The following is a 13,591-nucleotide window of genomic DNA, read 5'->3' as shown; positions in this document are numbered from 1 at the left end:
GGTCTCCGAGGCCCCGCCCCACCAGAGCGGCTCCAAAGTCTGTGGCGACGGCCGTTGGATATCGTCCAACTGTCGCGATGAAGTCGAGGGCTGCTCCATGAGAAGCAATGCAGCAGTGGAGAAACCGTCGATATCAGTGCGTTCGCGTCGCCGGCGACGAAGGTGTGTGCGGACTCGGCACGTCGGTGGCGTCCGTTTCGAGCCCGGCGGGCGGGCTGATGGGACGGTCGTCACGAACGAGAAACACGGCGGTGTCGCCGACCTCTGACTCGAGGTCGACATCGAAGCCGGCGTCGCGCGCCGCATGGGCGCCGCGCTCGGTCACCATGGCGAGCACCAGTCGGTCGGACGCGACGCGCACCGGCACGATCTCGGTCGCGTCGGCGATCCCGCGCAGTTGCGCCAGGGTTCGGTTCTCATCGACGTGAATCTTGGCCCACAGCACGGTGTCGCCCCGTACGGCCGCGGGGGCGAACACCGGGTGCGGCGCGGTGCGCATTCCCGATCGGCGTGCCATGGCGCGCTCGGACGGATCCTCGCCGATGAACACGCAGTTGCCGGGCCCGCCGGCCGCGGCCGCGGCCGCGTCGAAGATGGTGCGCGAAGTCTTGTCGCCCCAGTGGACAAGGTTGTCGGAAAAGATGTCGCCGAAAGTGGCGGCGAGTGCCGCTGCCGCCCGTGTACGGGCGGTCGGATCGTTACCGGGGTTCGAGATGATGCCCAGCCGATGCGCCGAAACGGTGGCCAGGACATCGCGCACCCGAGGTAGCGGCCGGAATCGGAACGAACCGTCCACCGCCACGCTGACATCGGCCAGAGTGCCGCCGATATCGAAGTACAGCACAGCCATTGTCGCCTCCAGGTGCGTTGGCTACTGTCGGCTTGGCAGTAGCGGGATCATTGCTGTGGATCGCCGAGGATGGCGAGGCTTTGGCGGGCCACGGCGGTGAGCTTCACGCAATTCGCGCGCTCGGGTGCGCCGGGCTCGAGTTTGTCGATGTCGTCGCGCGCCTCGGCAAGCCGTGTGCTCCGACGAAATCGACGGCTTTGCGGTAGCCGCGCTCGGGCAGCTGCTATTCCAGCCGTCGCTGAAAATATATGTGCCGGTGAAGGTTCCGGTGCGCAATGCGTCGACGAGATCGTGTTGCGTCTGCGCGCTCGTCGACGTGCCGTCGGCATCGAAACGGAGCGTGTAGAGCAGTACACCGGTGCACGGAAGCCGTCGGCCGTGACGAAATGGTCGAAGGGGCCCGTGTCCAGCGGCATGGTGCACCTCGTTTCGTGGCGTACTGTGCGAGCGCATCAAGTGTGCGCCGGATCATCAGACGCCATCGCGAGTATTCGGCTACCCGAAATCAGCATCGACGTACCCGCGCCCCAGGCCTCGCCTGGCCCGAGGCTCATCGGCAACACGGCGCGTGCGGAAGCGGAATGCGTTGCCGTACACCGAGGAAGTCAAGTCGCGATGACCAGCCCGTTCGCCGGGTCCTGGAGCTATCGAAGCTTTTCGCAACAACCCGGACCGTGCCGTTCGCTTCGATGCCCTGTGCTTCGGTGCTGGAACCCTGGACTTGGCTGAGCCAACCTTCGGTCAGGTATACGGGACCTTCGGCGGCCCGGGTGGAGTCTTACGCTGGCCGGCCAGTTCACCCACGGCAATCCCGCCCATGCGAGGTTTCAAGCCAGTGGACATCGGCGGCGAGCGTTGGGGCGACGACTACATCGGTTACCTCATGCCCGCGTGGCCGAAACGGTGTCGGTGAGACACCCGCGATCATGGGTCGGTCATTCGCACCGTGTCACATTCGAACGGGCAGGCGGCCGCAGGCTACGTCCGTCGTTCGTCGCCGTGTGCCGATCCTGACGACGTCTTTCGCAACGAATCACGTAGCGCCCTACGCGCGTGGCCGCGTTCAAGCGCGCCCTACCGTTGGTGTGCGGGACTCGTTATTGATGCGTGAGGACATCGAGTCCGCTCCTTGCGTAAGGAGCCGATTATGGCCATGTACATCGCCCATTCCAGGCCGACACTGAGCGGTATTGCCTCCAGGTTCGGAGTGGGTGCGGCGGCACTCCCAGCCGCCGATCCGCAGATCGTCAATCCGAACTTGTCCGGCAGCAGCACGCCGCAACATCGACTACGGCTCGCCGAGCCCGCCCTCGGAGCGCACGATGCCTTTCAGGAGGTGCTCTGAAGTGAGTTCGATCAAGCAGTGGGGACCGTTGATCATCTCGTTCATCGCCCTGGTTGTGGCAATTACGTCCGCGTTGTTCGCGTACCAAGGTAACAACACCTCCAAGAAGGCGCTGGACAACGCCAGCCCCGCCATTCAGGTCGAGGTCAAAGTCGGTCAGATTGTGAACGACAAATTTGTCGAGTCCAAGCATGTCTCGTTGCTGTCGCTCGACCAGATCACAAGCGATCTCGATTGGGCAGAGTTAATTTTCACAAATGGCGGCGGCCGACGTATTTCTGTCGATGACATAGGAATTAAGGCAGCAAACGGGCAGACGATTTACAGTACGCAGATCGACTGGCATAGATTGCTCGGATGCAACTCCGGCACGATCGGCTGTCCAGGCACAGCAGACTTCACGGTGGAACCTACTCAGCGGGTTGCACGGCGCTTCCCATTGTGGGCGGAGGCCGAGTTCCTCAGGGCCGGCAACGAAGCGAAGACAGCAGGACTCACATTCCGCTACAAGTCGTCGGATGTTATGGACAAGGGGCGCGATATCACATCGGATATCTCTATATCGCCCTGATGAGGTCTGTGGTCCGGCTTTGTCGACAAACATCGAGCCAAGGAGTGGCCGCCTGCGCCGAGATACGAACAACCTGAACAACCCACCCGTCCGACTCCCGACAATGGTCGATCAGCAGGTGGTCAACCGATCAGCAACCCAACACATTTCGGTCGGACAGGCGGGCAACGATTGTGGATACATTCGGCGTACATCGGACCTGAGTAGCTGAGAACGCGTGTACGAACCGTCCTGGTCATCCATACTGAGGACGTAAGCCCCCAGCTCAGCCAAGGTTTCACCGGCCGGAAATCAGTGCATGCCTCGACCCACAAGTGGAGGTTGACGTGCGGTTTCGTTCAGATAGTCCTGGTGGCAGGCTTGTCGCGGTCAGTGGCGTGAACACCATTTCCTTCGCGGTGATCGCCACCGATCAGCTCGAACAAGGGTTGCTCGGCTTCGCCATCGAACGGATCGACCCGACGGCAAACGAACGCTTCTTCATGCCCGGTTTCAAGGTCTTCAAATCGGTCATCTCCCAGCCCCAGCCCGGGATACAGGTCAGCACCTTCGACCAACCGATACAAAGTTTCGTATGGGACGACTTCACCGCCAAACCCGATCGCGAATACCAGTACCTATTCCACCCGCTCAAAGGCGCACCGAAAAACCTCGACCGCTCCACGCCACCACTGTCGATCACCGTCCACACCGAGCCACTTTTCAGCAACCTGAGCCACGACGTGTTCTTCAACCGCGGTGTCGCCAGCAGCCAGGCCTACACCCGCCGCTTCGGAACAGCCCCGATCGACGATTTGAAGCCCCCAGCCAAACACGACGAAGCCCTGCGTTGGCTCAGCCGCGACCTGGACGTAGCGCTACTGCGGTTCATCGACCACTGCGACGCGGGTGACCAGCTGCTGTGCTGCTTTTACGAGTTCCGCTACAAACCCGCGGTAACAGCACTGAAAGCGGCCATTGACCGCGGTGTCGACGTCCACATCATCATCGACGCGAAGGTCAACGAATTCACCGACAAGCACGGCGAATTCCATCCCAGCTTCCCCCGCGTCGACAACCTCGACATGATCACCGAAGCCGGCATCCCCACCCAGAACGTGATCCGGCGCGAAGCACGCGCCTCGGTGATCCAGCACAACAAGTTCATGGTCCGGATCACCGCTGCTGCCGGGCCGGTCGAGGTATGGACCGGCTCGACCAACCTCTCCCAAGGCGGCATCTCCGGACAAACCAACGTCGGACACTGGCTGCGCAACCCCGACACCGCCGAACACTACGTCCAATACTGGAACGAGCTGTCGAACGACCCGGGCGGCACCGACTCGGATACGTTGGCCGAGGTCAAACGCAAGAACAAGGCATTCAAGACTGCCGTCGAAGCGGTGTCGCCAGTACCGGCCGATCTGCGCCAGGTTCCCGCCGGTACCACCACGGTGTTCAGTCCACGACTGAAAGACACTGTGCTGCAGTCGTACTCGACGATGCTCGACACCGCGCTGCGGCAGGGCTGCATCACCCTCGCCTTCGGCATCGCAGCATCGTTCAAGGACCTGCTCGAGGACAACACCCCACAGAACGCGCTGATCTTCATGCTCCTCGAGAAACGGGACAAACCAGACCCGAAGAAACCGGAAGCGTTCGTCGCCATCAACGCCTCCAACAATGTCTACAAGGCCTCGGGATCATTCCTGCGTGATCCCGTCTACCAATGGGCGAAGGAAACCAACGCCGGACTACTCGGGCTCAATGAGCACGTCAGCTACATCCACTCCAAATTCATGCTGATCGACCCCCTCGGCACCGACCCCGTCGTCGTGACCGGGTCAGCCAACTTCAGCGAACCCTCCACCACGGAAAACGACGAGAACATGCTCGTCATCCGCGGTGACACCCGCGTCGCCGACATCTACCTCACCGAATTCAACCGACTGTTCAACCACTACTACTTCCGCAGCGTCGTCGAAAACCTCACCGCGCACGGCGAACCCACCGACACAGCCAGCCTGTTCCTGACCGAAGACCCGACCTGGCAAGCGAAATACACACCCGGATCATTCCGTGCGAAACGCCTACAACTCTTCGCCGACATTACGGTCGTTTAACAGCAGCGCATCCGCACGCGTCGATGCCGACGGTCGAACCACTGCCAGGCTTGGCCTCGCCCCCAGCTGTGGCATGATCGTGTGCCCAACCGAAGGCGACTACCGCTGGGTCGTGCAATTGCTGAACTATGCGATCTTCGCCGCCCTGGACATGAGACGGCGAAGTCGTTGCAGGCCAGCACATTTGAGCGGCTCGGCTACGGCGCCGAGGAACGGCACCCGGCGCGATTTCTACCTGTCCGGCGCCTGTGAGCTGCGCAACGGCAAGTTCGGCCCACTCACCAAGGCGCCCTCGCCGGCTTCGACATCGTCATCCCGTAGGCGACGCGACCGCGGGTACGTTGTTGCATTGCTGCGATACTCGCTCGATCAGACGCATCACGCCGTTCAGTGCCGTGGCGTAGTCGGGGGCGGTGGCATAGCCTGCCGCGGCCACCTCCCGGGCGAAGGCGTACGGATCGGTGTGGGCGAAGGCCTTCGCGTACCGCGGCTTCAACAAGACGCGCGCGTGTTCATCGAAGGAGCGGTCGGGAGAGTCGAAGGCGCGGAACCAGTCTCGGACGACATAGTCGTAGCGGCCGTCGGCACGCTGGGTGACCGAGATGACCTCTGGATACCGCACGGACGGCGTCTTGTGCACTTCTCGGGTAGTGCACAGCCTGCGCTGCGACACGGGAACACTCGTCCGCGCCTTGATTCCGAAGAAGTTGTTACCGCAGGCCCGCCTCCCCCAACCGGATTCGATTGCGGCCTGGCCGAGAATGACCAGCCATGGAATGCGGGTGCGGGCCTGGTTGGCGACCGCATGGGGGCGATATTTGCGCACGAACTCGACGACGTGGACCGGCACGCCGCGCGCCCGCTTCGGCGACGGCCCGGGCGCGGCTTTCCGTGATGGCAGTGCGGGTTTCGGTTTCGGTGACGGTATGGGCGCCGGTGCGCCACCGGAACCCATACTGGGAACCGGTCCGTCGAACAGCGGGCTGGGCGTCAGCGCTCCTTCCCAGCTGAGGTCGACGTGAATGTGGTTGGTGTGCGGATTGCTGCCGCCGTAGGGCCGCCAGCCCAGGTGGCGGAGCTGCCAATTCCACTGCTGCCGATTCCAGATGATGTAGGCCACTTGCAGTGCCACCGCATTGTCCTGCAGCCACCCGATATATGCCTCGGCCTGTGCGCGCTGCACCGGATCGGATGCCAGTGCGAACAGATCGATCGATCGGCCCTCACCGTGCAGGGACGGGGTACCGAAGGTGGTGCTGCGGCAGTTGTAGGTGCCTGCCCTCCGGCCGGTCAGCCGCCGCCACTGCGCCGCCATCGCGCGTGCGCCCGGCTGTTCGTGACCGGAGCACTTGGTGAATGTACCGCGACGGACGATGCCCTTGGCGCGGTCGGTGGGCGGCGCCTCCTCGAGTTCGGCGTCCTGGAATTCGATATCCTCGGCGTCGACGTCCTCGTAATCCATTTCGCCGTAGCCGATCGCCCCCTGGTCCGCTGCCTCGAAATCGGCGGCCTCGTAATCCGGTGTCTCGTAATCGGCAGCCTCGTAATCGGTGGCTTCGTAATCGACATTCTCGTAGTCACCGGCCTCGACGTCGAAATCCTCATGATCGGCCTGTTCCTGGTCGTATTTGGTTGCGCCGGAGAAAGTCTCGTCGGCATAGACCTCTTCGGCCGACTCGCCCGAGTCGTGCGACTCCATCCATTCGGTATCGGAAAGCCGACTCTGCCAACTTGTTTCATCGACGTACTCGGTATCCCCGGTGTTCTCGGCGAACACGTCCTCGCGGGTGGGCCACGTTCCCGGGTCGGGCGTCGATTCTGGCGAGGCGAAGATCGGTGATTCGGCGTAGGTGCTCATGACAGACTCCATCGGATTCGCGTCGGCGGGTGTTCTGATAGACGACATCGCGTCGTTCTGTGGGCGAGCGGGACGGCGCGGCTGGGGTGTGCGCGCGGCCGCTGCCTTCTCCTCGATCGGCCCCTTCCGACACCTGCAGCCGCCTTCCCGTGCACCCTGTGCAGCGCCGAAATCATCCGATTCCCGGCCGGTTTCGTTCGCCTCCTGCGGAATGCACGGTTGCTCGGCTTTGCGGCTGCGAGTCAGCCCGCGCAGGTCGGCCGATGCGTCGGTCAGCAATTGCCAGCCGAACCGTCGCGGAATGTCGTTGTGCGGCAAGCTGGTTCGCTCCACCCGGTAGTTCGGAGAACAGGCCGGGCGCACCACCGCTGCTACGCGTTCGCTGTGCCGCGCGGTGCCCTCACCCGGTCGGTACACGATCCGCAATGCGCCCGTACCCGCCGTCATGCGCCGGCGGACCCAGTCGATCAGTGGCTTCGGGTCGTTGTACAGCGCGTCGAAGATGTGCACCTCATCCGGATCGGTATGGCCCAGGATGGCCATCAGCGCCGCACCACCGCCGGAGTGGGCGGTAAGGATCAACCGGTTGCGCCGCACCACCGCCCCGGTTGCCGCGGCGAACCGGGCAAGCGCATCATCGATCAACTGCTGGAGCGCACCGGGTGGTAGCAGCGCGGGGAAGGTGTACCGCGCCGGATTCTCATAGCGCCCCTTGGGTTGATGATGACCCCGGGGCAGGATCAACACGGTGGGCGTCGTCCGCCCTACTGCGGCCGGATGGTCGGGATCCGCGAAATCCAAACCGCTGATCGGCTTCTTGTGCTCGACAATATTCATCACCGCACCGTGTCCCGAATATCCGTGCAGATGGACGACGACATCCACCACCGACGGCTGGACCATGCCGTTCCACTCGATGAGCACATCCGGCGGTGTGCCGGCATGCGATTGCAGCAGCGGATGGCGGGGCACTATCAATCGGCCGGGCGATACGGCCGTCAGGGGTGATTCGTGCTCATCGGTCTCATGGTCGTATTCGCCGGTGTAGGTGTAGGTTTCGTCGAAATCTTCGGCGAATACGTCCTTGCGAGCGGGCCACACGCCGGGATCGGGGATCGATTCCGGGGCGAGGATCGACGATTCGGCAACGGTGCTCATATCAACTTCCAATCGAGATCGCCTGGTGGACAGCGCATCTGTGCTTGCGGCTCAGCCTCGGGGAACCGCGGTGCGCTGGCCGTTCGCCGACGACGCGGGCGCGCTTACGGGCGACAGCGTCGCCGCGGGCAGCAATCTCGCCGGTTGCGCAGATCCGGCCGGCTGGTTCCACTGCCGCCGGGTGGTGACCGCCAGATCCTTGACCCGGTCGCCGGTCGCCGACTGCCACAGGTCGATGATTTGGTTCATCGTTCTCGCGGGAGCGGGGCCAGGAGTCGTGATGCCTGTGGAGCGATAGAGGAGCTCCGCTTGGTCCGCGGTATCGAACAACCCCAATTCGATCGCCCACATCAGCGGCGAGATCACATCCGCCAGTTCGAACATTTCCCGTGCCTGGCGTGAGGGTGCGACACCCACCCGAGCGCCGACGGCCGCGAGCCGGTCGGCGGGATTGCCGACGAAGCCTGCCCGGGCGTTCAGGTCGCGAATCACGTCGTTGTCGCTCCCCACAGCGAGGTGGAACCAGGCGAGCATACAGACGTAGCTGAACTCCTCCCGCGACAGCATGCCCCCGACGCGACGTAGTCGCAGCATCTCACCGAGCGTCTTGCAAAGGTACGCGATGTAGTTCGAGTCGGTGGGGTTCGCCCCGGAAGTGTTGCGTTCGTTCTCGATACCAAGCCAGACCTGCCGCAGCAGCTCGGTCCAGATCTCGATGAATCGAATATTGCTGGTGGCACCCGCATCCCGCTTCCACGGCTGGCCGCTCACACCCGGCGCCGCATGCGGCAGATCGAGGCCGAACATCCGCCAGTAGGCATTACGCCGGTTCACGCGCGCGTCCGGGCGCAGCTGGCTGGTCAATCCGCCCACCCGGAACAGCGGCGGGTCCCGGAAAAACAGCTCCTCGGTCGCGCGGATCCACGCCATGGTCACCGGCGTCGGCGGAGGCAGGGTCTCCCCGACGACGTAGCGCCGCACTACCTCCGCGAAAATTTCGAAGGCACCGGTACTTTCGACCAGGTAGGCGTAGAACATGTGGTCCCAGATGAGTAGCTGCCCGCTGGTGCCGAGCGCGGGTGGGTGGTAACCGGGCGGCTGCGTGGGCGGATTGGTCGGGGGTCCGTTAATACCGGACTGGAACGACGCGGCGATCAATTCGGGCGGGAGCTGGGTCGACCCGACAGCCAACGGATCGCCCAGCGGTACAGGCTTGTTCTCGAACACGGGTGTCAACGTGGAGATGCCCCCGCATGCCCACATCTCGTCCAGCCACCGGCTCAACTGTTCGGGGTGGAATGTGAAGACCGCATTCGCCTGTGTGGCAGAGAGGGTATCGTTCGGAATCAATAATGTGGCCAGCGTGCGAAACATGGCGGTGCCCCTTCCTCAGGGTGTTGCCGGTCGGCGAGAATCGATTTGTGCGATGGAACCGGTCGGCCGGACAGCAGGCAGAGTGTCGGGTGCATGGGTCACGAAAGTGACGAGACGTACCTGCTCATGGTCCGAGAGTCGTACCGCGATCGCTTGGCCAGGATTGTCGAGCGGAATTTCCGGCCGAGTCCCAGGGCACACAGCCGCTGTCTGATCCGGCCCCTTGCCGCTGTGCACGATGGTGGCTGTGACCGCATAGGCCGGGATCTCTTTAAGGAACACCAACACGTATCCATGCCCGGCGTCGTCGGCCGTGTTGCCCTCGGTGTCCCCGTGGACCCTCCTGATCTCCGCGGGCAGCGCCTGGTCCCGCACCGGCCCGAATTTCGAGAGGTCACGAGACCGCAACAAGAATTGCAACCCCCCGAAGAGCCACAGCGTACTTTCGTTGCCCTTCTTGAAGATGCTGGGCTCGGCACAAACGGTCGGTCCGTACTGCCCCAGTACCTCTTCCAGGAGGTACTTGATCTCGTTCCGCGTCATCCCTTGTCCCGGTTCGTATTCCATCTCGGTTTCCTCTCTCTGCGTTCAGGCGGCGGCGGCTCGGTCGCCGCCCATACGCCGCAGCCACGTCTCCATTTCCGTTGGCGCGGTGGGTGCTTCGAGCCCGCGCAGCACGGTCAGTGCCAGAATCCGCATCGGTTCGACCCGCTGCAGATACGTCGAGGTGTACAGCGACGCACCGGCACGGTCGGCGAGGCGGTTCAGTTCGTGCGGCGACAACCGCCGCGGGTCGGCGAGGACCGACAGCGGCACGCCCTGGAAGGCCCGCATCGGCATCCGGGAGCAGACATCGGCGAGCGCGGGCAGCAGCGGCAGGCTGGCCGAGATGATCGCGCGGACCTCCGACGATGCCCGGGCCAGCGGATGTCTCGCCAGCCAGCGTTGCCCGAGCGAATCCCAGGTGCCGGCGCCGAACCAGGCGCGGCATAGCGCGACATTGAACTGGACCCGCAGTGCCGAGACGGGATGCGGGTCGCCGGGCACCATCCGGAACACCTGACGCGACGTGCCGTCCACCACGGTCGACAGCGCCGGGACCGGCGCGAAGCCGAGCAGGCAGAACGCATACACATCGGCCGCCACCTCGGAGGCCCAGCCCTGCCAGGCGGAGGCGGCGAGCGCGCTGTGCGGAGCGATCGCCTCGTACAGCACGGCGGCCAATTCCTTTGTCCAGCCGGTCAAATGGGCGACCTGATGGCCGGTCTCGTGCACGAGTGAGGTGGGCTGCAGCAGATTGTGCCGAGTGATCTTGATCGCCGCGGCCGGCGACAGGGACGCGTCCCACAGCCGTACACCGGCCCGCAGGATCGATGCGCCCATCCCTTTGTCGAGATAGGTCAGCACGGACGGTGTGTCGATGCCCAACGGGCGCAACACCTGATCCATGCTCTGTACCGCCAGGGCGTCGAGACCGCGCAGCACCGCCGCCGTGCGCGGATTGGTCCGGGTATTTACTGCGTCGCAGTAGAAATCGACGATCGTCTCGGCCCGCTGGTACCGCCGCCGCAGGGCCAGCAGCTCCGTGCGCGCCGTCTGCAGATCTGCCGGGCTCGTCGCGCCCTGGATCGTGAAGATGGTGCGATCGGCCTGGGCGGTGAGCCGTTTCGCCTGCGCGCTCAGATTCGCCCGCACACTGAGCCCGAGGTAGGACTCGAGTTCCCGCCAGGCGGCCGGGGACGCGCTGACCTCGAGGTCGCCGAGGCCGGCGCAGGCCCGGCGCCAATGTCTCGCCTCGGACGCGAGGGCGGCGGTTTCGGTCGCGAAGTGATCGGCCTTCATGACAACCCCGGGGTGGCAACGACTTCGGGAGCCGGGACCTGATTCGGGTTCGCCTGGATCCCGGTGAACGTCACCGTGAGCGTGACGCCGTCAGCCGGGTCGGCCACGGCAGCGGCGAACTGGGCGCCCCGCTGCGCAAGATAGGTCGCGATACCGGTGCTGGTGGCCGCGGCGATGTTGCCCGCCAACCGCGCCGCCGCTACGGCATCGGTGGCGACGGTGGCCCGCAGCAGCCGCCGGGCGATCCGGTAGTGCAGGCGCGGCAGGAAGATCTCGCGCAGCGCCGACAGCACCGCGGGCAGATCGCGCTGCCCCGCGGGTGCGGCCCGCTGCAGGCGTGCCTGCAGGCTGCGCGCCCGCCGCTCCGACATCCGGATCACGATCCGCATCCGCTGGTCCGACGGATCCCAGCGCACGATGACGAGGCGGCGGGGCCGGCGACCGCGCCGGGACCGCAGGCCGGCGACGCGCACCCGGAAGTACCGCTGACCGGGCACGGGCCGGTACGCACCGGGCGTGTTCCCGACCTTCCGGCGTCGGCCCAGCGCCGGCTCGCGCAGCAGCAGTCCCGCGGCCTCCGCGGTGAGCGGCTGGTATTCGTCGCCGGTGGGATGTTCGGCGGCGGGCAGGGTTTCGTCGCGGGTGAAGTGCCCGGGCAGGGTGCCCGGCAGCGTCTCGTACAGATCGATTTCCGCCTGCACCGGCCAGCGGTCGACGCCGCGGTCGAGCAGATAGGTCTCCATGGTGCCGCCGTCGTTCCAGGGCACCGCCCGCGCCACCTGCCGCGGGATCGGCACCACGAAAACCCTGGTGTACTTGCGGAACCGGTACCGCGGGCGGGCCGCGCGCGGCATCATCACCCAGAACCCGCCCTCCTCGGCGGATTCCCGCTCCGGCAGGTCCGCGCGCAGCAGCAAGTCCGGCAGGTAAGCGGCCGCGGATTCCGCGAACGCCCGCTGCACGGCGGCGCTGACCTGCAGCGGATCGGTCATCGCCGACTCCGGCAGCTCATCGAGGACGCGCATCACGCTCGCCTCGACCGCAGAGGCCAGGGCCTCACCGGGAATCGTCTGCTCCTCCGATCCCGCGGTCTCCAACCCGAGCGCGGTGAACCCGACATCGACGACCGCGCGGGCGAGCAGCCGCGACGGATCCCGCCCGGCGGCGCGGGCGATGGTCCGGGCGGCCTGCGGACCGATCATTTTCTTGATCAGCTTCGCCAGCGGCCGTGCGATGAGGTTGATCAGCTTGGGTCGGGCGCCGGTGACCTTCAGGCCCAGCTTCAGCAGCGGCCGGATCGCCAGCACGGCCGGTATGAACTGTTCGATTTCGGCGATCGGGTCCGCACTGTCGGTGTAGGCACTCAGCTGTGCGGCCAGGCGGGCGCGGGCGTCGTCGAGCTCGGCCACCGGATCATGTTCCGGCTCTTCGGAATCCGCCTCCAGCATGTCCTCGGCCGTCATCTCGTCGGCAGCGGTTTCGCCGGTGTCGGCACGGAAGAGCTCGAGCAGTTGCTGGTCGAATGCCTCCGCCAGGTCGGCGGCGGTGCCGGATTCGCCGTCCGGGCCCGCCTCCGCGTCGGTGCTCTCGTCGTCGGCCTCGCGGATACCGAGCCGCTTGGCCAGGATCGGCACCAGTGGGCGCGCCGCGGCGGGCAGGACCTTGGCCAGCGGCCTGAGCAGCTTCTTCACCACACCTTTGAGCAGCGCGCGCCCGGCGGCCTTCAACTTGGCGAGGATCGGGCCGAGCACGAATTTGCCGATGGTCTGCAGCCCGCTCTTGACCGCCTTCAGGCCGCTCTTGGCGATGTTCACGACGCCCTTGATCGGGTTCTTCACGAACCCGACCGCCTGCTTCACCTTCCGTTTGATGAACGACTTCGCCTTGCGTATCAGCTTGCCGAAGAAGCTCTCGAACGCCTCCGATTCCAGCGCGGGGGGTGTTTCCAGCGAATCGAGCAGTTCGTCGAGTTCCTGTTCGGTGAGCCCGTGCAGGTCGGCGTTCTCCAGTCCGCTCGCGAAGGCATCGATCGCGTGCTCCCATTCGGTGACGAGCGGGGCCATCCACTCCTGCAGCGATTCCCGGGCCTCGGCCTCGGACGGAGTGACCGTCCATTGCTGGGCATCGGCGAGGATGCGGGCGGCGCCTTCGTCGAGAAGCTGTTCGAGCGCGTCGGTGAACTCCTCGTCGTAGAGCGCCTCGAGAAATTCGATCGCCTCCTGCGACTGCGCGTCCGCCTCGGAGTCGGTGTGCTCGCCGAACGGGGACTCGGTGACCGAGTAGCCCTCGAAGGGGGAGCCCTCGGGTTCGGCGCCCGGCTGTTCGTCGGTGAGCGGCGCTGTCTCGGTCAGGGTGGAAAGCCCGGCAAAGGGCGAGACGAACTCCTCCGCGTCGCCGGGAGACTCGGCGTATGGGTCGATTCGCATAGTGGTTACCTCCGCGCATGACGGCCGTTTCGCGTTACTGTGCGCGACCGCGGTATGCGCGAGCG

9 protein-coding genes and 1 pseudogene are annotated in these 13,591 nt (G+C 65.1%); 4 read left to right on the top strand and 6 right to left on the bottom strand.

Annotated features, from left to right (window positions below):
- Positions 1-133: 133 nt before the first annotated feature.
- Positions 134-760, bottom strand: a complete 627-nt coding sequence (locus tag ACQP2D_RS17635; RefSeq protein ID WP_433684773.1) for a hypothetical protein — start codon at positions 758-760, stop codon at positions 134-136.
- A gap of 1,237 nt (positions 761-1,997) precedes the next feature.
- On the opposite strand from ACQP2D_RS17635, the gene ACQP2D_RS17630 reads away from it, so the two are divergent.
- From ACQP2D_RS17630 to ACQP2D_RS17615, 4 genes and pseudogenes are all read left to right on the top strand, one after another.
- Positions 1,998-2,195, top strand: a complete 198-nt coding sequence (locus ACQP2D_RS17630; protein WP_433684772.1) for a hypothetical protein — start codon at positions 1,998-2,000, stop codon at positions 2,193-2,195.
- A 1-nt stretch (position 2,196) separates the two neighbouring features.
- Entirely contained in the window at positions 2,197-2,766 is a 570-nt protein-coding gene (locus tag ACQP2D_RS17625) for a hypothetical protein (protein ID WP_433684771.1), read from the top strand.
- Positions 2,767-3,143: 377 nt separating this feature from the next.
- Positions 3,144-4,868: a phospholipase D-like domain-containing protein gene (locus ACQP2D_RS17620; RefSeq protein WP_433684770.1), complete on the top strand. Its 1,725-nt coding sequence runs from the start codon at positions 3,144-3,146 to the stop codon at positions 4,866-4,868.
- 73 nt (positions 4,869-4,941) lie between these two features.
- Positions 4,942-5,121: pseudogene (locus ACQP2D_RS17615) on the top strand (alkyl sulfatase dimerization domain-containing protein); the annotation flags it as partial.
- A 57-nt stretch (positions 5,122-5,178) separates the two neighbouring features.
- Here the strand turns inward: ACQP2D_RS17615 and ACQP2D_RS17610 are convergent.
- The 5 genes from ACQP2D_RS17610 to ACQP2D_RS17590 form a co-directional block, all read right to left on the bottom strand.
- Positions 5,179-7,884 (bottom strand): glycoside hydrolase family 73 protein, encoded by a 2,706-nt coding sequence (locus ACQP2D_RS17610; RefSeq protein ID WP_433684769.1) that lies wholly within the window; start codon positions 7,882-7,884, stop codon positions 5,179-5,181.
- Positions 7,885-7,935: 51 nt separating this feature from the next.
- Positions 7,936-8,814, bottom strand: coding sequence for a hypothetical protein (locus ACQP2D_RS17605; RefSeq protein WP_433684768.1), 879 nt, complete (start codon positions 8,812-8,814; stop codon positions 7,936-7,938).
- Positions 8,815-9,273: 459 nt separating this feature from the next.
- Positions 9,274-9,825: a hypothetical protein gene (locus ACQP2D_RS17600; RefSeq protein WP_433684767.1), complete on the bottom strand. Its 552-nt coding sequence runs from the start codon at positions 9,823-9,825 to the stop codon at positions 9,274-9,276.
- Positions 9,826-9,846: 21 nt separating this feature from the next.
- Positions 9,847-11,100 carry a hypothetical protein gene (locus ACQP2D_RS17595; protein WP_433684766.1) on the bottom strand — a complete coding sequence of 418 codons (1,254 nt, stop codon included), beginning with the start codon at positions 11,098-11,100 and terminating at the stop codon, positions 9,847-9,849.
- Complete coding sequence (locus tag ACQP2D_RS17590) at positions 11,097-13,526, bottom strand: hypothetical protein (protein ID WP_433684765.1); 2,430 nt, start codon at positions 13,524-13,526, stop codon at positions 11,097-11,099. The genes ACQP2D_RS17595 and ACQP2D_RS17590 overlap by 4 nt, the downstream gene beginning before the upstream one ends.
- Between the last annotated feature and the right edge of the window lie 65 nt (positions 13,527-13,591).

The sequence above is a fragment of the Nocardia sp. CA-119907 genome (assembly GCF_050955995.1).
GTDB lineage: Bacteria > Actinomycetota > Actinomycetes > Mycobacteriales > Mycobacteriaceae > Nocardia.
This window is presented reverse-complemented; position numbering and strand designations above follow the sequence as displayed.